The organism is Clostridioides sp. LIBA-2809 (genome assembly GCF_056688965.1).
In genome coordinates this window covers 1,461,431-1,481,912 of record NZ_CP197004.1, presented here as the reverse complement: position 1 = coordinate 1,481,912, position 20,482 = coordinate 1,461,431, and the positions used below count along the sequence as shown (strand labels likewise).

At 27.9% G+C, this 20,482-nt stretch carries 24 protein-coding genes; 6 read left to right on the top strand and 18 right to left on the bottom strand.

The genetic code is table 11. The annotated features are described in order from the left end of the window. Positions 1-102 precede the first annotated feature (102 nt). Positions 103-522, top strand: coding sequence for a helix-turn-helix domain-containing protein (locus ACTG44_RS07135; protein ID WP_021384112.1), 420 nt, complete (start codon positions 103-105; stop codon positions 520-522). Positions 523-749: 227 nt separating this feature from the next. Then, entirely contained in the window at positions 750-1,205 is a 456-nt protein-coding gene (locus ACTG44_RS07130) for a hypothetical protein (protein WP_021384080.1), read from the top strand. 212 nt (positions 1,206-1,417) lie between these two features. Here the strand turns inward: ACTG44_RS07130 and ACTG44_RS07125 are convergent, their stop codons facing one another. The 14 genes from ACTG44_RS07125 to ACTG44_RS07060 all read right to left on the bottom strand — a co-directional run bounded on the left by ACTG44_RS07125 (position 1,418) and on the right by ACTG44_RS07060 (position 12,932). Further along, on the bottom strand, positions 1,418-2,230 hold the full coding sequence (locus ACTG44_RS07125) for a phage tail protein (protein WP_479921505.1): 813 nt from the start codon (positions 2,228-2,230) through the stop codon (positions 1,418-1,420). Position 2,231: 1 nt separating this feature from the next. Next, positions 2,232-2,849 carry a putative phage tail protein gene (locus ACTG44_RS07120; RefSeq protein WP_479920056.1) on the bottom strand — a complete coding sequence of 206 codons (618 nt, stop codon included), beginning with the start codon at positions 2,847-2,849 and terminating at the stop codon, positions 2,232-2,234. Then, on the bottom strand, positions 2,849-3,898 hold the full coding sequence (locus tag ACTG44_RS07115) for a baseplate J/gp47 family protein (RefSeq protein WP_021384077.1): 1,050 nt from the start codon (positions 3,896-3,898) through the stop codon (positions 2,849-2,851). The genes ACTG44_RS07120 and ACTG44_RS07115 overlap by 1 nt, the downstream gene beginning before the upstream one ends. Further along, a complete protein-coding gene (locus ACTG44_RS07110) occupies positions 3,891-4,322 on the bottom strand; it encodes a DUF2634 domain-containing protein (protein ID WP_021384098.1) in 432 nt (143 codons plus the stop codon). The genes ACTG44_RS07115 and ACTG44_RS07110 overlap by 8 nt, the downstream gene beginning before the upstream one ends. Beyond that, positions 4,322-4,648 carry a DUF2577 family protein gene (locus ACTG44_RS07105; RefSeq protein ID WP_479921504.1) on the bottom strand — a complete coding sequence of 109 codons (327 nt, stop codon included), beginning with the start codon at positions 4,646-4,648 and terminating at the stop codon, positions 4,322-4,324. The genes ACTG44_RS07110 and ACTG44_RS07105 overlap by 1 nt, the downstream gene beginning before the upstream one ends. Positions 4,649-4,662: 14 nt before the next feature. Next, complete coding sequence (locus ACTG44_RS07100) at positions 4,663-6,312, bottom strand: C40 family peptidase (RefSeq protein WP_479921693.1); 1,650 nt, start codon at positions 6,310-6,312, stop codon at positions 4,663-4,665. A gap of 109 nt (positions 6,313-6,421) precedes the next feature. Beyond that, entirely contained in the window at positions 6,422-6,844 is a 423-nt protein-coding gene (locus ACTG44_RS07095; RefSeq protein WP_223152542.1) for a hypothetical protein, read from the bottom strand. Continuing rightward, positions 6,844-9,195, bottom strand: coding sequence for a hypothetical protein (locus ACTG44_RS07090; protein ID WP_479921503.1), 2,352 nt, complete (start codon positions 9,193-9,195; stop codon positions 6,844-6,846). The genes ACTG44_RS07095 and ACTG44_RS07090 overlap by 1 nt, the downstream gene beginning before the upstream one ends. 193 nt (positions 9,196-9,388) lie before the next feature. Beyond that, a complete protein-coding gene (locus tag ACTG44_RS07085) occupies positions 9,389-9,835 on the bottom strand; it encodes a phage tail assembly chaperone (RefSeq protein ID WP_479920053.1) in 447 nt (148 codons plus the stop codon). 102 nt (positions 9,836-9,937) lie between these two features. After that, positions 9,938-10,366: a phage tail tube protein gene (locus ACTG44_RS07080; RefSeq protein ID WP_479921502.1), complete on the bottom strand. Its 429-nt coding sequence runs from the start codon at positions 10,364-10,366 to the stop codon at positions 9,938-9,940. Between the two features lie 13 nt (positions 10,367-10,379). Then, a complete protein-coding gene (locus tag ACTG44_RS07075) occupies positions 10,380-11,444 on the bottom strand; it encodes a phage tail sheath subtilisin-like domain-containing protein (protein ID WP_021384076.1) in 1,065 nt (354 codons plus the stop codon). A 4-nt stretch (positions 11,445-11,448) separates the two neighbouring features. Beyond that, positions 11,449-11,892, bottom strand: coding sequence for a phage tail terminator family protein (locus ACTG44_RS07070; protein ID WP_479918436.1), 444 nt, complete (start codon positions 11,890-11,892; stop codon positions 11,449-11,451). 248 nt (positions 11,893-12,140) lie between these two features. Further along, on the bottom strand, positions 12,141-12,581 hold the full coding sequence (locus tag ACTG44_RS07065; RefSeq protein WP_479918435.1) for a hypothetical protein: 441 nt from the start codon (positions 12,579-12,581) through the stop codon (positions 12,141-12,143). Positions 12,582-12,689: 108 nt separating this feature from the next. Continuing rightward, positions 12,690-12,932 (bottom strand): helix-turn-helix transcriptional regulator, encoded by a 243-nt coding sequence (locus ACTG44_RS07060; RefSeq protein WP_479918434.1) that lies wholly within the window; start codon positions 12,930-12,932, stop codon positions 12,690-12,692. Between the two features lie 119 nt (positions 12,933-13,051). Here ACTG44_RS07060 and ACTG44_RS07055 point away from each other — a divergent pair, with 119 nt between their 5' ends. From ACTG44_RS07055 to ACTG44_RS07045, 3 genes are all read left to right on the top strand, one after another. Continuing rightward, a complete protein-coding gene (locus ACTG44_RS07055) occupies positions 13,052-13,372 on the top strand; it encodes an XRE family transcriptional regulator (protein WP_003428185.1) in 321 nt (106 codons plus the stop codon). A gap of 80 nt (positions 13,373-13,452) precedes the next feature. Beyond that, entirely contained in the window at positions 13,453-13,959 is a 507-nt protein-coding gene (locus ACTG44_RS07050) for an ImmA/IrrE family metallo-endopeptidase (RefSeq protein WP_021384113.1), read from the top strand. A 701-nt stretch (positions 13,960-14,660) separates the two neighbouring features. After that, positions 14,661-15,416, top strand: a complete 756-nt coding sequence (locus ACTG44_RS07045) for a peptidylprolyl isomerase (protein WP_479918433.1) — start codon at positions 14,661-14,663, stop codon at positions 15,414-15,416. Positions 15,417-15,560: 144 nt separating this feature from the next. Here ACTG44_RS07045 and ACTG44_RS07040 read toward each other — a convergent pair whose 3' ends face one another. From ACTG44_RS07040 to ACTG44_RS07030, 3 genes are all read right to left on the bottom strand, one after another. Beyond that, positions 15,561-15,989 carry a CBS domain-containing protein gene (locus ACTG44_RS07040; protein WP_021384091.1) on the bottom strand — a complete coding sequence of 143 codons (429 nt, stop codon included), beginning with the start codon at positions 15,987-15,989 and terminating at the stop codon, positions 15,561-15,563. Positions 15,990-16,401: 412 nt separating this feature from the next. Continuing rightward, positions 16,402-16,602 (bottom strand): cold-shock protein, encoded by a 201-nt coding sequence (locus ACTG44_RS07035; RefSeq protein WP_003419624.1) that lies wholly within the window; start codon positions 16,600-16,602, stop codon positions 16,402-16,404. 182 nt (positions 16,603-16,784) lie between these two features. Beyond that, positions 16,785-17,933 carry an amidase domain-containing protein gene (locus ACTG44_RS07030; RefSeq protein WP_044213125.1) on the bottom strand — a complete coding sequence of 383 codons (1,149 nt, stop codon included), beginning with the start codon at positions 17,931-17,933 and terminating at the stop codon, positions 16,785-16,787. A gap of 256 nt (positions 17,934-18,189) precedes the next feature. Between ACTG44_RS07030 and ACTG44_RS07025 the strand changes: the two genes are divergently transcribed. Then, positions 18,190-19,011, top strand: coding sequence for a pyridoxamine kinase (locus ACTG44_RS07025; RefSeq protein WP_479918432.1), 822 nt, complete (start codon positions 18,190-18,192; stop codon positions 19,009-19,011). A gap of 76 nt (positions 19,012-19,087) precedes the next feature. On the opposite strand, the gene ACTG44_RS07020 is transcribed toward ACTG44_RS07025, so the two are convergent. Continuing rightward, the gene (locus ACTG44_RS07020) at positions 19,088-20,479 is read right to left on the bottom strand and encodes a sensor histidine kinase (protein WP_479918777.1); all 1,392 of its coding nucleotides are present in this window, start codon (positions 20,477-20,479) and stop codon (positions 19,088-19,090) included. Positions 20,480-20,482: the final 3 nt, after the last annotated feature.

Here is a 20,482-nt window from a genome sequence, read left to right as displayed (position 1 = left end):
TTTTGACCTTAAGTCAATATTTTTTATGTCATTTTGACCTTTAATTTGCAACTATTTACATTTTAGAAAGTCTTTTTGACATTAATTGAATGGAGAGTGTTTATGGATACTTTAGGAGAAAGAATTGTTTATTTAAGGAAAACAAAAAACCTTAAGCAATATGAATTAGAAGAAATGTTAAGCTGTGATAACTTGAGTAAATTTGAGAGAAATATTAGAAAACCAAATTATGAAATATTAAAATCTATAGCTGAGATATTTAATGTTTCAGTAGACTGGCTATTAAATGGAGATAATCCATCACAAGAGCCAGATTTAATTTGCGATTCATCCTCAAACTATCCACTTAATAGCATAAACTCTAATGAAATAAATCTTTTAAATAACTTTAGAAAGTTAAGTGACTATGATAAAGCCAAAATAGAAGGCATGATTGAATTAAAACTTCATGAATATGAAAAAGAGAAAGATTTGAGAGAAACTGAATATAATAAAAATAAGGATGAGAAAATAGATAAATAATTTTTATGTTGCTTTTGATACGATTTTACATCATTTCTTAGTTCTAATATTTTTATTTCATTTATTTTCTTTTTTATAGTTTTATGATAAAATAATTAGTATATTTTGCTTTACTTGAATGTAATTATTTATACAAAAGTCAAACATAATATAAATGTGGTAAATTTTTAGTTTCAAGTAATATCTCGTTATTATAACTAAATATTTATTAAAATTAGGAGGATAAAATGGGCTTAAGAGACAAATTCGCGCAATCATTTGCTAGATCAAAAACTATGAGTGGCCCTGAGAAAAAGGCTAATGAAATAATGGGTAAATTGCTTCTTAAGAAAGCTATATTACCTATCGTTTTAATGTTCGTGATAATAATCGCTGGAGCTATGCTTAAAATTAATTCTTGGGTTACACTTGGCATAAATTTAGTTATTGCTGTTGGTGCTTTCTTCTACATAAGAAATTCTAGTAAAAAGTATCAGAACTTCAAACCTTATGTTGGCAATTTGATTAGTTTAGAGAAAAAAGGTAAAAAAGAGTATGTTGCTATTATAAAACAAGGTAAGTTACCAGTTAAGTTACAAATAGCTTATGGTGGTGAAGACCTTGAACATATTAAGAAAAATCAAATGGTTCAAATAAGTTATAATCCAGATGCTAAAATAGCTATTTTAGTTAATAGACAATAATTTAATAAAAAAAGAGGTAGCGTAATGCTACCTCTTTATGTTTTGTTTATTTTTTTACTTTTATTATTATATTATTTCAAATACTTTATTTAATTTTGATTTGTTTAATTCTAATTTGTACAGTTTCATTTAGTTTTTTATTGATTTGATTGATTATATATTAGTTGCTATTTTATTTTTATAGTCTTTTATATCAATTAATGTACTATTATTTATATTGGTAACATATCTTTTATATCATTAATCAAACTGACTCTAGCCGTATTTACACTAGTACATAACTCATCTATAGCTCCTTGAACATTTGTGGCAGCAAGTTTACTTACTGTATTATCATAACTTGTCTTCTCTGCTGTTGTTTCTATGCTGTCAAGACCTTCCTTTACCTCGTTAACTGCATTTACAAGACTTGTTTTATTTGTTGTATTAAGTAGAGTTGTATCTCCTATTTTACTAGTAAGTTCTGTCTTAGTATCATCAATTTTAGTATTTAACTCTGTTTTAGCTGTTTCTATATCACTTGCTAAACTTACTTTAGCTGTTTCTATTTTTTTATCTAATTCTTGTATATCTTTTAAAGTTGCTAAAATAACAGTTGGATCAACTTTCAAATTTACACTTGAAGTATTAGAAACTACCAAGATAATTCTTATAATTAAATCTTTTACACTTCCAGAATCAGCAGTTGGTTTATACGTTTCTGGATACTTAGATATAGCTATAAGCTTATCTTCTGAATCAAATATACCAACTTCTCTTATCATAAACCCACCAATACTACCTGGTATTACAGTTTCTATAACTATCCAATTAGAGTTTTCATCATCTATTTTTACATTGCTTATATTTCCTTCCCAAACAACTTTTTTAAGAGATGTTTGTTCCTCTGTTGGATTATACTCACTTCCTCCGCCATCTCCAAGCTGTAATTTCACTAAATCTACCTTTTTACCGAGAGCAGTTGCATTTGCAATAGATGCTTTACCTGCTTTGGTCAAAAGTGTATAGTATTTTTGTTCTGCCAATTTATATCGCCTCCTGTTTAGGATATAAGATTACTTTTTCCATACTTCTATCATTGCCTGTAGTTATAGTTATCTCTCCAAATATTTCTATATTTGATGGTGTCCATGGATATACAGTAACAGTTTCTCCTGTATTTATAGCAGTGCCACAAAATAATTCATTCTTATTCAACAAAATCATTTTAAACTTATGTTCTAGATGGCATGGCTTTACATTTTCCAATACTTTATCCAACTCTACAATGGAATTATAGCTACAATTATTAACTATAAATTCTAGTATGAATATAAATTCATTGCTGAGTACTTTTACTTCAACATTAGTCTTTGTATAAGCTTCACAAATATTTTTTATAACCTTTAATTTAGTGGTTCCTAAACTTCTCATTTTAGCTTTTATATTACTTCTTCTAGTCTCATAATTTAAATCTTCATTATTTTGAATACATAGTATATTCTCCCACATATCAAGACCCCATGTGGATGTATCAACAAACATTTGATTTATAGTATCATCTATATTTTCTTTTAATGAAGATAATTCATTATCATAAGAATCTTGTATTGCTTCAACTGTATAATTTTTATAAAACGATGGCAGTTTATCAATTAATTTCATTAAACCTCCACCTCACTAAAATTTAAAGTAGTAACACTAGGTATTTTGTCGTCTTCAATAACTATATTATCTGTTGAATTATTTACAAGTAAATTACTTAAATCATGTACTCCAGAAGTACTTATTAGAATACCCATAATCTTTGTATATACAATTTCTCTTGTTATGTTTCTAAAATATTGATTTATGCTTTCTATAAAACTATTTTTTACCATATCCAAAGTGTATCCACTTTCTAACTCCATAGATGCACTTATACTTATATCTAGTGGTACTGGAGTAGTTACTGTTAGTGTAGCTCCTATTGGCATTTCTTCCTCAATATGTTCTCTACATTTAGTTATTATTTCGTCTTCAACAGCTTGATTATTTTGACCAAATAATAAAACCTTAACTGTACCTGCACCATCCCACCTTGGATATACTTTTGCATTATATACACCATCAACTTCTAAAGCCCATTCTTCATAGTGTGCTTTATTCCCACTCGTAGCTTGATTCTTTTGTACTCTAAAAAATCTTGCTCTCAGCTCTTCATCAGTTTCAATTTCTGTACCACCTGAAAATTTATTTATATTTGTTATCTTTTCAATTCCAAATATGGTCTCATTCAACTTAAATTCACAATCAGATGGTAAATTATATCTAGTTCCAATTTCTAGCGCTTGGACTGGACTTATATTTCCCTCTTCGCCACCAATTACAACATCCTTTATTACAACAAATAATAAATCTTTATAGGATATAATTGTTCCATTTGATATTTCTACACCATTCTCACCTGTAAACTCTACTTCTCCAATAGCTTCAGTTCCTAATTTTCTATATACACCAAATTCATTAACTCTTTTATCTAATAATTGGTCATAAGTATCTTCAATAAAAGCCATTTTGTGTATATTAGAAAGTTCAACATACATTTTGGAAAGTTCAAATGTATTTCCAGAAATCATATCATTTAGAAAAGAGCCTTCTCCTTTATACACATCTAAATTTATATTTTTAAGGGTCCTATCTTTTATTGCATTGTAAGTTTGGTCACTATACATTTATTTCCACCTCCCCATAGATAGTGGATATTTTTATATATGCACTCAATATATCTTTTTTAAAATTAGTATTTACTACGTCTACCTGTAAAATATATGGATTCATCAATAAAGCCTCTTTTATATACCTAGATGCTTCACTTTCTGTAAGGCCTTTACTATACTTTTGGCCTATTAAATCAGTCAATTCTGTTCCATAATCACTTGAGTAAATTTCATGTTCATTTTTATTTGTTTTTATACACTTATATACCCAAACTTTTATAGCTTCATTTTCTTCAATAATCTTAAAATCTCCATTTTCTACTATTGGTTCATCTTTTTCAAAATCCCATGCTACTTCACGGAATAATCCTAATTCCTCTTTTTTAGGAATTTCATAGTCTTCTGGAACACCTATAAAAGGAAATATTGTGCTAGACATTATAAACTCACCAACTTACTTAGTATTGCAAATTTTTCTCCTACTTTAAACATGATAACTGTATCGCCCTTATCTAGTTTATTAGTAAGAGGTTCCTTCAATTCATGAGTATGGTTATCATATTGTGTTGTTGTAAAACTTTTTGTAGCTCTATCAAACAACCAATTATCTATAAGTAAATTATCTTTATCTAGAGTTATATTGTTCATCGATACCTTTAAATCAGGTAATTTATTTATTATTATACCAATAAAAAAAGAAGGTTCATTGTGAAATTTCCCTTCTTCTCTCATTATTCCAATAAATTCATTGATTGGATTTGCCACTATATCACTCCTTCCTACAAAACACGTTTTGCATTATGAAAATCTTTTCTCTTACTTAGTTTACTTATCTTTACTACATCTCCAGTATTTGGTGCATGTATAAATTCCCCATTTCCAATATACATACCAACATGATGCACTTCTTCACCAAAAAATACCAAATCTGATGGTTGTAAACTATTTTTACCTACATCTTTTCCATATCTAGATTGTTCTTTAGAAGTTCTTGGCAATTTAACTCCTACTTTATTAAAACAATATACCATAAGTCCAGAACAATCAAATCTATTTGGTCCTGTAGCTCCCCATTTATAAGCTTTTCCTTTATGCTTCATGGCCTCATCTATAACTGCTTTAGCTTTTCCTGACGAATTAATGGAATAAGTTCCATCTCCTATAACCGCTTTCCCATTTTTTTTACCCCAAGTATTACATTCTTTACTACTAGCCATCAATATATCAAAATGATACACTCCATCTTTTATATTTATAGCTCCCCCTCTATCTGTAACAGTATATACTTTTCCATCCCTGGATGTACCTGTTCCTTTTACTTGTATCTTTGTTCCAAATTTTATGCTCTTTGGTGCTGCACAAGTATTTTTTTTAGGATCGAGTCTATTTCCTTGTGCATCATAAAGTCCACCTTCCATAGAATTATTTGCAGGATAATATGCAGTAAATAAAGCTTTAACCTCATTACCATTCATAAGACCATCTCCACTGTCATCAATAGTCTCTTTTTGTTCATCTTGTCCTACAGATTTTTCGTCCATTATATTTTGAAAATTAAGCTCTAGTTCAATCTGATAATCTCCATTTTGCCATGTATGTTTATCTGTATCTATATAAAATAATCCTACTAATTTTGTGTAAGAATCTTTTACCTTTACACCTCTACCAGTTATACAACTTGTATCTCCATATCCCTTTAGAGAACAAGTTCTTTCAATCTCTTTAAACTCACTTTCTATATCTGTTGTACTATTTTCTTGTTGTTGTATGACTTTTTGCATTATCACATTTACTTCTTTAAATAGCGAATCATTAACTTTTTCACTAACTTTATTACCATATTGATCAACTACCAATACTTTATTCTTTACGTTTTCCATACTTTCAGAAAAAGTTGTATTAATGAGATTGAATCCTTCTTCAAAAGTAACATTTAATGTAACAGCACCTTTCTCAATAACATTAAATTTATCAAGACTAGCCTCTATCATATACTTTTTCTTTGTAGTCTTACTTGCCTCTGTGTAAGCACTCATTATAGTATCATATCCATTTACTGATATAAACATTTTAGTGTATTTTACATTAGTCTTTGGTATATTTCCAATTGCAAGTTTATTGTCTGTAAATACTTGCTTTGCAATATCTTCTACTAACTTATCTTTAAAATTGTATGACACTTCACTTTGTAAGAGTAAAAAACCCATATCTTTAGCAGTAAAATTAATATTGACACTACTTGAATCTTTGGACCTATTAATTATCATACCTCTAAAAAGTTCTTTTTCATCCACATAAAAGCAAACTGTGCTAGCTATTGGTATATCAATTTGTTGAAAGTTAATATCAGAAGCTGATTGGACTATAGAAAATTCTAATGTTCTTGATGGAGATTTATAATCCCCAGACCAAGAGACAGCATCTACTATATTACTTATATCATATATATTACCATTTTTTATGTGTACCCAAATTTTTATAATAAAAAATCACCTACCTCTTTATTTGATTATTTAGTAATTTTTTATAACAATCATATTATTTTTTTGGATTTGCTCTAGGTATTTGTAACCTTTTATACTCTTTTAAATCTAATGAAAAGTATACATCTCTTGTTCCATCTTTTTCTTCATAACTAAAGCCCTCTATTATTACTTCCATATTTATATTTGTTTCTGTAACTGTAAACCTCAATATTAAACCTTCATTCATCCATCTTTGAATTTTGTTTACACAATCATAAGGAGAAGGAAATCCTTTGTAATTACAAAAAGAATATTCTTTATTTGGAAAAAAGCTAGCTATATTGATACTTCTAAGAGCTACGCCTCCAAAAGTTGCTATTTCTCCAACTTTAAGTATATTTGATGAATTTATAGTTGCTTTTCCATTTATGCTTATTGATGATGGTATAACTGGAAATCTAAATCTATCTTCAGCTTGTCTAAGCCACATTTCCATTATAAAACACCCCCTAGTTGTGCCATTTGTATACTTGCAACTAATTTTGATGTTACTTTTTCAATATCAGCTTCTTCTCTAATTACTATTGTATCAGCTAATTTAGCTATACTTATATTTCCACCATTTTGTCCACTTCTGTATTGATTTGCTTCTTGTTTAGTTAGAACCATTTCCCCTTCATGAAGTCTAGTTTGATAATCATTATAAGGAACATAGTTCAATCCAAATGCGTTATTTTTTTTATTTTTGTTAAATAAATTATTAAATTTATTTGCCCATTTTGGAAGAGTTGGATTTGTACCAGAATCATGTGCCAAACCACTATCCATACCATTCTTCTCATAATTCTCTCTTCTTTTCTCAACAAAATCTCCTATATTAGCTGTAACTGGATTTTCTTTTATAAATTTCACCATCTTTTTCCATAAATCACAGATATTATTTATAAGATCGCATAAATTTTCAAGAGCATCAATAAAACTGTCTAAAAGTGGTTCTAAAAACTTCCATACTTCATCTAAAATTGGTCCTAAAGTCTCCCAAACAGTTTTCCACACATTACCTAATGTCTCTATAAAATAATTTATTTGTGGAGCATGTTCTCCCAAAAAAGTAAAAATTCTTGTAATTATTGGGCTAACGGCCTCAACTACAGGCCCAATTAATTGAAATGCTGTCGTTACTATTGTGCCAAAAATACTCATTAATCCTTGTGCAATTGGTGATTTACTATTTATACTGTCTAATAAATTATTAACAGTTGTCACTACTGGAAATAGTGAGTTTAATATTGATGAGAAATCAATGTTCTCTGTAAACATTTGTCCTGCACTAAGTATTGCTCTTGGAGCATTTCCAATCATTCTAGCAGACTCATTCTCAAAAGAAGTTGGACCAATATCTTTATTCCCATTCATCACATTAGCTACTTTTCCAGAAAAATCACCTAGTTTATTTGATGCATTTAATATAAAATCATTAATTTTATTTAGCCCAGCTCTTAGAATTGGTTCAAATGGTTCTATCATATTTTTCAAAGCTGTGTCTATGTTAGTTTGTGCACTAGATATTAAACCAGGTATTGTTTGACTCATTTTTTTAGCTAATCCCTCTTGTTTCTTGCTTATACCTTTCAATGCTTCATCAAAAGTTTTATAATTTTCTCCTACTAAAGTATTAAGTGATTCCATATTTCCCTTTGCTGCACTTAAGAAAGCCGCTGATACATCTTGTTCACTACTTGTATCCATATTTAGAGCTCTAACATTTACCATAGCCTTAGTTATATCTTCCTCTTTTTTTCCACCAGTAATATTACTAATCATTTTAGCTTTAGTTCCCATTGAAACAACATCTTTAGGGTCGAAAGGTGTGTCCTTTGCTATTCCTAATAGACTATCATAGTAAGTATCAACATCTTTTTTACTAGTTTTTCCAGTATTTCTTTTCATTACACTTTCTAGAATAACCTTCTGATTTTGCTCTTGACCAACTAAATCAACACCTTTTTTCACAGCAACACCTATGGTAGCTCCATTTGTCAAATCTGATATCTTCCCTTTTATTGAACCAAGTATACTACTCGCCATATCCTTTACAGCTATTGCTCCTGTCCATACCTTACTTGCAAACAATCTTAATTTAGGAAATATCTTACTTATAATGCCACTTGCCATATCTTTTATAGCTATTACACCTCTCCAAAGGGAACTTTTAAATAAAATTAACTTAGGTAAAATTCTGCTTATAGCACTACTTGCCATATCTTTAAGATTAACAGTTCCTTTCCAAGGTTTTTTAGTCATTTGTTTTAATCTTTCAAAGATTCCACCGATCTTGCTCTTAGCTGCATCTTTTGCTTTTATTACAATCTGCCATACCTTTCCACTAATCTTTTTTAAAATCCCAAGTACTTTATTTTTAGTTTTTTCTATTTCATCACTTTTAGCTTTAAATATTAATATAATTATAAGATTTGAGTTCAACTCATTTTTCTTTTGAATCAATTTACTAAAATAATCAATAATCATAGATATAGTTACTGCTAGTCTCATTAAACTTCCACTAACTCCTGAAACAACATTCATACTAGAACTTAGTTTTGTTATAGTAGAACTTACTCTACTAGCAGTATTTTCAACTTTCCTTAAAGAAGCATTCAAACTGTTTACTCTACTACTTGCACTTCCAACAGAATTATTTATACTATTAGCCATTACATTAGTTGAAAGTGAAACAGCTACAGTTGCTCTCCTAAAATTATCAGTTACTGATATAATTTGATTCATTTTTGGTGTGTAATTGTCTGTAAGATACATATTTATGCCTTCTTCTCTTACATTCCCCACTATATATCACCTCCTGTCAAAGGACAAACTCCATATCCATGTCTCATTTTTTCAACTTCTTCCTCAATTTCCAAGGCGAAAAAAGCTTCAATAAGCTTTAATTCGCCTTTATCCATTGTATAAAAAAGGGACGGTCTAATACCTCTCTTCTTCCAATAATAATACATTATTGTAGTCTTGGTATCCGTCCCTATTAGTTTTTTACCTCTTCTATTACTGCGTTTTTGCCATAACCCATAACATCTTGAAGTATTCTGTATAAGTTAGTAATTTCACCTGGTAGCAGTAATTTTCTTGCCAATTCTTTTGGAGTTGGAGCCTTAAACTTCTCCATTAACTCCTTATTTTTAAATAGAAGTTTTCCATCCAAATCACAAATGCCTTCTATTACTGTAAGCATTTGCATCTCTGGTAAATCTATGTCTGTTTTCATATTTTCATCAATTTTAAGACAAGTGTTTTGTATTTCCTCATCCTTACTTATTGTTAAAGCTCTACACATTACCTTAAACTCTTGACCAAAAACATTAGATAATCTCTTAAGTTCAACTATTGTACTTGGTCTTTCTAAATTTTCTGTATCTGCATTTAAAAGTAAGTCTACTATATTTACATTCTTTGGTAATCCATTTTCACCCATTATTATTTACTCCTTTATCAATCAATTTTTATTAACTAATTACATGTACTCATTAATTATATATTTACTATCTATCTTTATTTATCAATTATCTATTTAAAACTAAATCACATCAAGAAAATCATATTCAGTAAATGTAAAAGGAGCTTCTATCTCTCCTTTTACTCCAACTTCCCAATCAGCTAAAGTTAAATCATCAAAGGCTATATTCTTTACTGCTATTCTTTCTGCTCCATAAGAATCTGGGTCATTTAATTTAGATATAGCAACAAATCTAGGTTCAAAACCTCTCTTTATCTTTTCTCCAATTAATTTGTGCATTCTTGAGCTAACATGGTATAAAGTTATTGAACCTTTGCCTTTGTATCCCATATACTTTGTATCAGTACCCATTTGACCTGCTATTATAATGTCTTCCTTTGTAAATTCCATCTTTGCTTGGAATTTCTTTACTTCTGCTACTTTATCCCCATCAAGCCAAAGCTCTCCCCAAGTACCGCTCATTACGTTTCTAGCTTCCATCTTTGCCATATTAATAATCCTCCTATATCTCTATTGATAAATCTATATCTTCCATAGCATCTAACATCTTTATTTTTGCTGTTAAGAACACTTTTGAACCTGTATTTGCCTCTCTTATTTCTTGTTCTTTCATATTAGATATATCTATATTTTTAGATTTCAAATACTGTTTTTGTGATTCTATGTCTATATCTACAAGTGAACCAACTTCTATTAATTCTTCCTTTTCTAATTCTTCTAGGTATTCTTTTATTGCCACTATTAGTATGCATTTATTATCATAACTATTAGGAATTCTGCCTATATAATCATCTATTATTACTTTCTTAATATCATTATTTATAATATCTAAAGTATCAACTATTTTTATCTTCTGGAACATTTCTCCTTTTTCTTCTGTTAACTCAGTTAAAGAATTTACTCCTCTAGCAATTCTTACAGCCCCTGCTTCCTTAATAAGTATAAGCTCTCCTTTATTAACCTTTGATTCCGCATCAACTTTAGTCATCTTAGGTATATCAACTACATCACTAAGCTTAGTATAAGTTATTGATTGACTTAAAGGTGTTCCTGCTATAAGACCTGCCACTCTACTTGTAAACTCATCAACACTGTATTTCTTTTCTCCAACTAGTACGTCTTCTGTAGTAAAATTAATTATACCTTCATGATTTCCTACAACTTTTCCTAATACAGCCTTAACTTTCACTTTATCTGTGTCTCTAAGTTTAATTATCCAATTTTTTATAGCAGTCTTATCAGCTTCTACTGCTTTTGGCATACATAGATAATTAAATTCCTTAGTCTCTAGGAAGTCTAATGCAGTTTGAATATCTGCCTCTCCCTCTATTACATAAGCTAATAACTTATTTGGAGTATTAACATTTCCCATCAAAGCCAAATTTATATATTCTTTATTTTCAGCAGATAAATCAGCTGGTATATCCTCTTTTTCATGTATCTCATTAAGACCTAGTGCCTTAGTATCTTTAAGCACCATTGCGATTATTCCTCTAGCTGAACGTTCTTTAACAGTTGTAGCTAACTCCTTAAATGATATATTGATACTTGGTAATCCTATAGCCATACTATCACTCTCCTAAATTCAAATTGATTTCTTCCATATTTTCATATACTACTTCTTCTTCATATACACTATCAAGATAGTTTAATGTGATTGAAAAGTTCAATGTATAAATTGACTCCTCTTTTTTGATACTCTGTTCTAGTTTTGTTATATTTAATTTTCTGTCTGTTACCTTTATATTTCTGTTGAATAGCTTATTTAATTCGTCTGAGACTTCATACATTCTAATACTGTTTGATTGTGACTTTGGTAAATATTTTATAGATATAATAATATCTTTGTTATTTGTATTTAACATTATAGGTGTACAAATAACTGACAATATACTTACAAAAAAACAAGACCCTTCTGAGCCTTGCACACTTTCATCATCAATAAAAACATTTTCAGTAAAGTTTTTTTTGAGAGTCTCAATAATTGTTTCTATTATTTCTTTGTATTTAAGCAAACAATCACCACTCTATCACTAAATATTTTTGCTTAATCTGATAATCTTACTATAAATGATATAAGTCATTTTTAAATACCCATCTCATTTATTCCTATCAAGTATCTTCTATATTTTTAGGTAATATTATTCTTTTCAATTCATCACCTCCTTCAATATGGATTTCTTTCACAATAACATTATCTCACATATTTTATAGCCTATTGTTGCAATAGTGTATATAAAGTGTTTAAAATTTGTCCTGTTTTTTATAATATCTCATTTAATTTAAATATCATCTTTTTCTTTAAATTGTAACAAGAGGTTCTATCTAAATGTAACTTCATAGAAATATAAGTCATATTGTTTTTTGTCTTACTATTGTAGAAAAGATTAAAAAACTCCGTTTCCATATCATTTAGGCATGTTAGAGCATTTTCTATCTTTTCTTTTTCTATTTCTATATCTTCTTTTTCCATCTTTAATTTTCTTAATCGCTCTTCTTTTTTTATAACTTCATTTTCAACAGAAGAACTTATATTATATGTAGCACTAATCTTTTCTGTATACACCATTGCTCCACACCCAGCGTATTCATTTTCACATCTTTTTATATCCAAATTAATGTTCTTTATCTTTATATCCAAATACTTATAATTATGTAATCTTTCATCTGTTTCTTTAAATAATATATCTTTTTTGTTTTCCATAGTATTTCTCCTTTTTTATATGCTTATATTAGCTTTAAATTCATAATAATCTCTTTAATGTACAGTTTTTACTAATCTCATAACTTTCAAGAACATATTGTTCTATAATTACATAAAAAAAACTTCATCTATATTTTGTTCTAAAATATTAGAAATTTTTTTAGCCATAAGAAGTCCAGGATTTTTTATACCTCTTTCTATTTGAGATATATAGTCATTTGTAATACCTGCTTTTCTAGCAAGTTGAATTTGTGTCATACCTTTACATTTTCTATAATATTTCAAATTGTTTTTAAACATAATTTTCATACCTCCACCACTTTTAAGAATATTTTGTTCTTCTATATCCATATTATATAGAATTATTTGTTCTTTATCAATAGATTTTAGAAAAAAATATTCTTTTTATACTTTCATAGTTTTATTTTTTAGAACAATTTGTTATAATCTATACATAAGGTGGTGTTATAATGTTTGCCAAAAGATTAAGAGAACTTAGAAAGGAATTTGGATTGACTCAAAGAGAACTTGGTGAAAAAGTAGGAGTTTCCCAAAGAGTCTTAGGATACTATGAAACAGAAAACAGATTTCCTGATGAACACATTTTAAATAAGTTGGCTGATGTGTTTAATGTATCAGTTGATTACCTTCTTGGAAGAACCTTAGTTAAAGAAAATATTGATACAGTAGCTGCACATAGAAAAAATCCACATGAAGAATTGCCTGAAGAGGCACAAGAACAACTTAATGATTATATAGAATTTTTACTAAATAAATATAAAAAAAAATAAACCATATGATGAGCAGTCTATTTTCTGCTCCTTTAATATAATTTCAAAGCAAACATACATTCTATTTTAGGGGGATTTTTATGAATAATTTGGATAAACTCTTTGAATTAGCATCTCAGGAAGAGATAATAATTCATTATACTACTTATATTGCAGGTGATTTAGAAGGACTCTATATAAATAAACATGGTATGAAAATCATATCATTACTCAGTAATTTAAAACAAAATACAAAAAAACTTACATCTATCTTGGCCGAGGAGCTTGGGCATCATTTCACCAGTCTTGGATACTATGTGTCTTCTTATAACGATTATTATACAAAAATCATTATAGACAAATGTGAAAATAAGGCTTTAAAATGGGCTTGTGAATTCTTAATTACTGAAGAAGATATAATAAATATAATTAATTCTGGTATCACTTGCGTTTACGAAATGGCAGATATACTTAATGTTGATATTAATTTTTTTCAAAAAAGACTAGAATTCTTATCATTAAAAAAACAATCTTTATCACTTGGAAGTAATAAATATCTAATATTAACCAACTTGCCATATTTCTACATATTTGATCCAATTTCATAATAAAAATGGTAGTATTTTCAATTGACCTAACAGTAAAATCTATATATTTATTTTAACAAATTTTGGTTTCTATAAATTCAATATTAATATATAATAATGGTATCACATTATTTAAAATTCTAAAAATAAATACATGCTTTTGTTAAGAAAGGTTGTTTGATGAATGTATAAAGAAAAGTTGTTTGATAATTATTTTAAGTTCTTAGCATTATTTTTTTGGCCAATTATGTGGTATAAGTGGATAGTAATTTCAAATGGAACTATTGAAAATATATTATTTACTGTATACGCAATTGTAGCAATTATTTTCATCATTTTATATTCAGTGTTTATGATAAAATATAAGGACGTTACACAAATAGATTTCTTTTACAGAATAAGTACTCTACTTGCTTTTATATTTACTCTTTTCAGCTTTTTAATATATCCTAAAAGTTTATCTTTCCTATATCTAAAGATAATTTTTACTGGGGTATATTTTTATTATTCGATGGTAAAAACACTTAAATTTAAACATGAAGAAGGTGTAGTAGGTATTATGAGCTCACTTTTATTGATTGTAATAACTTTGTTCTACTAAATTTAATTCTATTTGACTTAATATGGGTTTAAATGTTAGACATCTACATTGTTTTCTGATATTATTTAAGATGGTAGTTTTTATATTAATAATGAAATACACTATAAAGGAGTTAACTATTATGGAAAAAAAAGTTTTAGCAACAGTTGGAGAAAAAGAGATAACTAATATTGATATTGAAAATGCATTAAAGTCATTAGACCCTTATCAAGCTATGCAATTTAAAACTGAAGAAGGTAAAAAACATTTATTAAATGATTTAGTAAACCAAGAATTATTCTTATTAGATGCTAAAGAAGAAAAATTAAATGAAGAAGAAATATTCAAGTCAGAAATGAAAAAGATAGAAGAAAATGTATTAAAGCAATTTGCTATAAATAAAGTTTTATCTAGTGTTGATGTAACAGAAGATGAAAAAGTAGAATTCTTTGAAGCTAATAAGAGCTCTTTCTCTAAACCAGAAAGTGCAACTGCTAAACATATATTAGTAGATAGTGATGAAAAAGCTAAAGAAATACTTGCTCAAATAAAATCAGAAGAAATATCTTTTGAAGATGCCGCTGTTAAACATTCTTCTTGCCCATCTAAAGACATGGGTGGTGATTTAGGAACATTCGGTAGAGGACAAATGGTTCCTGAATTTGAAGAAGCTGTATTCTCTATGGCTAAAGGTGAAGTAAGTGAGCCAGTTAAGACTCAATTTGGATATCACATAATAAAATTAGAAGACCTTCAAGAAAGCACAGAATCTTCATTTGATGAAGCTAAAGCTGAAGTTGAAAAAAGTTTATTATACCAAAAACAAAATGAGGTTTATGGAAATAAAATAAATGCTCTTAATGCTAAATACGGAAACCTTGTAAAGTACAACGATTAATCACAAAATGATGTATAAAAAAAGCTGTCTTTTCACAATTTTTATTGTAAAAGACAGCTTCTTATATTAAAGTTTAAATTTTTAATTTCAGATTTTTATTCTTTTATTATAAAGAACACAGCTTAAAAAGTTTCAATAAAATTTTTAATTATCATTAGCTAGATTTTTGTATCCTCGTATTATCTCATAACAATAACCTATAACATCTCTTCTTTTTATTATCCCAATAAATGTGTCTTGGTCATCTATAACAGGAATAAAATTTTGATTTAAAGATTTTATAACTAAATCTTCTATATCTGCATTGATGGAAACAGGAGAATTATCCATTTTTCTATTAATATCTGTCACAGGAACATCTTCCAATCCTTTTAAGTCCAGATTTAAGTCGTTTTTTAATGTCCATAAAAAATCACCTTCTGTTATAGTTCCAATATATTTACCATCCTTACTTATTATTGGAATTGCAGAGTATTTGTGATATTCCATTTTTTCTAGGGCTTGCCTTATAGTGTAGTCTTCATATATATATGCTACTTCACTTTTTGGTGTTAGAAAGAATAATATGTTCATTACACTACCACCGTTACCGAAAAATTATAAATATTATTGAATATTTATAATGTTACTTTTTGCAGTAACTTTCTCCTTTCTTATTTTCTAAGTATTATTACATACTATACGCTGTAACAAGCGTTTTTCTTTTGGTCATTTTAATCTTGTTTATGCTTTATTAATATTTTTATATGGTCTATCAGTATCACTTATTCTCTTTTTAGCAAAATTAACTAAAAATTAATTGACTTAAACTTAGCCATAATAAATTTACTCTACAATATTAATTTTAACATATTTATCTTATTATTAATGCTTTTATTTTAATTTATTTATTAATTTATTTTGTTTACAAAAAATGAAAAAACCGCTAAACGATTAGCGGCTTATCTCTCATATTACTAGAACACTAATATATATGAATTTTTAATTATAATCTAACTACGTTAGCAGCTTGAGGACCTTTAGCTCCATCTACTACTTCAAATTCTACACTTTGTCCTTCTTCTAATGTTTTGTATCCGTCTCCAGTTATAGCTGAGAAATGTACGAAAACATCTCCTTCACCTTCTACAGATATAAATCCAAATCCTTTTTCGTTGTTAAACCATTTAACTACACCAGTTTTCATTAATAAATCCTCCTAAAAAAACACAATTATTTAGCTACTCTTTTCTGTAACCTTAGTACTACTCTATCATATATAGCTATGTTTGTCAATTATTATTATTTTTATACATTAATAATCATTTTTTTTACTTTATAATATTAAGCCATTATTCTCTTTTACACTTTATTTTTCTTTATAAATTTTTAATAATTTATCTTTATTATATGGAACCTTATAGATTTATCACTCCAGCCTAAATCCCATGGAACCAACATTCTATCAGTATTGTGACAAGTTACCAGAGGGTATCCTCTTGAATCTAGTCCTGTTACTGTTGAAACATGTGTTATTCTGCCTTTTTTCTCATATCCGACAAAATCCCCTGGACGTAGATTATAAGCTTCTTTGTATACTTCTTCATAGGAACCTTTCGCTATTAATGAACCTCTTCCACTATACAATGAATAATTTTTAAAAGCTTGTGCATTTACCCATGCTTTTGTACCTGCTCTTTCACTATAATTCCAAATTGAGTTCTTCTTGAATCTCCCACTTTCAAACATTATCTGTGATGCAAAATTCGCACAATCTCCACCTTCTGGATTATAATCTCTATAGTTTGGATTAAATTTCATACCATGTTCCTCATTAGCTGCTGCTCCACAGTATTTATGTGCATAATCTATAGCCTTCTTTTGTTCATCTGTAAGCTGTAACTCTACACCATTTTGTTGACCAATATAGTTTCTTATATCATCAGATTTTATGTTTTCTAAATTTAAAGAATCTGCAAAAGGGTCTGTATACCACTCTTTAGTTATGACATATTGATTATCCATAATTTTTACATTTAGATAATGATATGTACCTATTCTAAAGACATTTTCTTTGTCCTTTTGATTTTCATATGAATATTTATACTCAGTCGATACAGAGCAGATTATACCATATAGGTCTTTTTCTTTTTCTTTTATTTTTTTAATCTTAACTCTTGTTTTTATGTCCTTAAATTTTACTCCTTGTTTACTAGACCAATTCTCTAAATATTTCATCTTTTTTACTTCATTTTCATAAGCCCAAAGACCAAATTTTTTATCTGTCTCATAAAGACCTTTTAAAATATTTTCATTTTTCTCTAATATTGCCTTATTTCTGTAGTCAAATAAGTTTTCAAGCAATAGCTTATATTGGTCTTTTACATCATCACCTTCAACATTTGCAGATTCTATGACTTTTTCCTCCATATTTTTCATGCTTAAATCATTGACTAAAAATACACCTGCTGTAGTAGCTAAAGATAAAAATACAAATGCCATTATACCTTTGATGTACTTATTCTTATTTTTCAGCATTTTCAAAGCTACACCTCCCAAATAGTACACCTTACAAATGAAATTACAAAGAATATTCTGTCACATATAATAATTTTCATATTTGATAATTCTTTATTTTATTATGTCCAATATTAAAAATTAATTGTATTGATACACTGTTTTTTTTACAATTTTTTATTTTATAATCTACTTTTTTCTTTTTTTTATAGTAATATATATGTATATAAATATTTTGGCATCATTATAATTAATACATACTAATGGAGGGTTTTTTATGCAAAAAAAAGTCGCAGCAATTAATGACTTATCTGGAATAGGAAAATGTTCATTATCAGTTGCTATACCTATACTTTCAGCATTAAAGGTTCAATGTTGTCCATTTCCAACAGCTATACTTTCAAGTCAAACTGGTTATCCTGAATTTACTTTTTTAGATTGTACTGATGAAATGGTAAAATATTCAAATGTTTGGAAAAATTTAAAAGTCAACTTTGATAGTATATATAGTGGTTTTTTAGGTTCAAAACATCAAATTGAAATAGTGGCTAATTTTATAAATGATTATCCCAATGCTTTTATCGTAGTTGACCCTGTTATGGGTGATAATGGAGTCATGTATCCAATCTTTACAGAAGAAATGAGACAAGAAATCAAAGAACTAGTTAGACATTCAGATTTAACTACTCCTAATTTAACAGAAGCTTGTTTTTTGACTGGGAAGGATTATACCAAAAGTGATTACAATAGAGATGAACTTATATCTATTGCAAAAGCTGTATCTGATTTAGGACCTAGCAAGGTTGTTATTACTGGTATATTAGAAGAGGACAATATATTAAATTTGGCTTATGATAGAGATACTGACCATGTATTTTTTACATCAGTTAAATACAATAATTGCTCTTATAGTGGAACAGGAGATATATTCACATCTATCCTTTGTGGTATGTTAGTGAATAAACATGATTTAGGAGTGGCAGTTAATACAGCAACAGATTTTATATATAAAACTATAAATTACACATCTCAATTTGATACTGATAGAAATGATGGAGTTATGTTTGAAAACTTTTTATCAGATTTGACTAGTATATAAAATTTCAAAAAATTATCCATTTTATAAATACCTATAAACTACAAAATTTAGGTATTTACAAAATGGATATTATTTATTAAACCATTGGTATTTCAATTGTTACCATAGCACCACCAGTTTTTATAGAGTTTTCAATATGTAAAATTCCATTATGTTTTTGTACAATATTATTTACAATATATAGACCCATTCCATAATGAGATTTAGAATTTCTACTCAAATCACCTGTATAAAATTGTTCTGTAGCTTTTGACAAATCTGCTTTAGAAAAGCCACTTCCACAATCTGTAATTACAAATTTTAAGTATCTATTGCTTGTTGATACACTTATGTATAGTTTACTCTGGCTTGGTGAGTAGTCTATAGCATTTGAAATTACATTCATAATAGCTCTAAATAATAATTCTTTATCTACAGTTATATTCTTAGGCAAATCATCTTGTTTAGAAAACTCAACATTTAAGTTTTGTGTACTAGCTAATGCTTCTATTTGAATCAAGATATCTTCTATAAATTCACTTACATTAATTACTTCTTTATTTAATATATAACCAGCCTCTTTTTTTGATATGTCTATTAGTGTATTAATATATTTTTCTATTTGGGTAACACCTTTTGCTATATATTCCATGTACTCTGATAACTCTGGATTTTCATTTATTTCAATTAATAAATCAGTATTTCCATGTATAATAGTCAATGGTGTTTTTATATCATGTGCTAATGCAGATATCTGCTCCTTACGATTCTCTTCTAACATCCACTGTTTTTCTAAAGAATCTTTTAAAGCTGACTTCATTTTATCCATAGAAAAAAGAACATTATTGATTTCACAAATTTTACTAGATTCTACAACAAAATCTAAATCCTGCTGTTCTATTTTTTCTGTAGTATTTTTTAAAAGTTCCATTTCAGCATTTAATTTTTTGCCAAATAATTTTGATAGTATAATAATTTCAATAAGAAATATTATACTAAAAATAATCATTCCTAATAGTTCTGGCTTTGGTAAATATGTCCTTAAATTTGGAGAAACAAATTCTACTACTATACTATAACGTATTATACAAACTTCATTATCTCTGGACAATTTGATATAGTTTTTTGATGACTTGATCGTCCTTCTTTCAAAACCTCGCATCAAATCCCATACTTCTTTTGACTCATCTTTATTGAAAGTTCCTGAAATTACTTTGCCATTTAAAGTATACACTCCATACTCACACGACTCTGGAATTAAATCTTTAGTTACTTGTTTACTTGAAATAATCTTATCTTTATTTTCATAGATTTGTTTTTCTGTATAATTAGCAGGTAATATTATATTTAATGATAATAATATAGGAAATGATAATATCAATATAGATACTAAGACAACGGTTATAGCAAAGAATAAAGATAAATATCTTACAAAAACGGTTCTAAGTGTTACAATCTTTTTATTATTAGACTTTTTACCTACAAGTATCCT

Coding starts and splice junctions, on each gene's coding strand:
- ACTG44_RS07110 (WP_021384098.1), bottom strand. CDS start 4,322: ATGTCTAGCACAATATTTCCTTTTATAGGTGTTCCAGAAGACTATGAA.
- ACTG44_RS07045 (WP_479918433.1), top strand. CDS start 14,661: ATGGAAAAAAAAGTTTTAGCAACAGTTGGAGAAAAAGAGATAACTAAT.
- ACTG44_RS07025 (WP_479918432.1), top strand. CDS start 18,190: ATGCAAAAAAAAGTCGCAGCAATTAATGACTTATCTGGAATAGGAAAA.
- ACTG44_RS07120 (WP_479920056.1), bottom strand. CDS start 2,849: ATGAAATTAATTGATAAACTGCCATCGTTTTATAAAAATTATACAGTT.
- ACTG44_RS07035 (WP_003419624.1), bottom strand. CDS start 16,602: ATGAAAACTGGTGTAGTTAAATGGTTTAACAACGAAAAAGGATTTGGA.
- ACTG44_RS07075 (WP_021384076.1), bottom strand. CDS start 11,444: ATGGCTATAGGATTACCAAGTATCAATATATCATTTAAGGAGTTAGCT.
- ACTG44_RS07115 (WP_021384077.1), bottom strand. CDS start 3,898: ATGTATAGTGACCAAACTTACAATGCAATAAAAGATAGGACCCTTAAA.
- ACTG44_RS07085 (WP_479920053.1), bottom strand. CDS start 9,835: ATGGGTGAAAATGGATTACCAAAGAATGTAAATATAGTAGACTTACTT.
- ACTG44_RS07040 (WP_021384091.1), bottom strand. CDS start 15,989: ATGAACATATTATTCTTTCTAACACCAAAAAGTGAAGTAGCATATATA.
- ACTG44_RS07060 (WP_479918434.1), bottom strand. CDS start 12,932: ATGGATATAGAAGAACAAAATATTCTTAAAAGTGGTGGAGGTATGAAA.
- ACTG44_RS07135 (WP_021384112.1), top strand. CDS start 103: ATGGATACTTTAGGAGAAAGAATTGTTTATTTAAGGAAAACAAAAAAC.
- ACTG44_RS07095 (WP_223152542.1), bottom strand. CDS start 6,844: ATGGAAATGTGGCTTAGACAAGCTGAAGATAGATTTAGATTTCCAGTT.
- ACTG44_RS07030 (WP_044213125.1), bottom strand. CDS start 17,933: ATGCTGAAAAATAAGAATAAGTACATCAAAGGTATAATGGCATTTGTA.
- ACTG44_RS07080 (WP_479921502.1), bottom strand. CDS start 10,366: ATGGCAAAGATGGAAGCTAGAAACGTAATGAGCGGTACTTGGGGAGAG.
- ACTG44_RS07130 (WP_021384080.1), top strand. CDS start 750: ATGGGCTTAAGAGACAAATTCGCGCAATCATTTGCTAGATCAAAAACT.
- ACTG44_RS07050 (WP_021384113.1), top strand. CDS start 13,453: ATGAATAATTTGGATAAACTCTTTGAATTAGCATCTCAGGAAGAGATA.
- ACTG44_RS07055 (WP_003428185.1), top strand. CDS start 13,052: ATGTTTGCCAAAAGATTAAGAGAACTTAGAAAGGAATTTGGATTGACT.
- ACTG44_RS07065 (WP_479918435.1), bottom strand. CDS start 12,581: ATGGAAAACAAAAAAGATATATTATTTAAAGAAACAGATGAAAGATTA.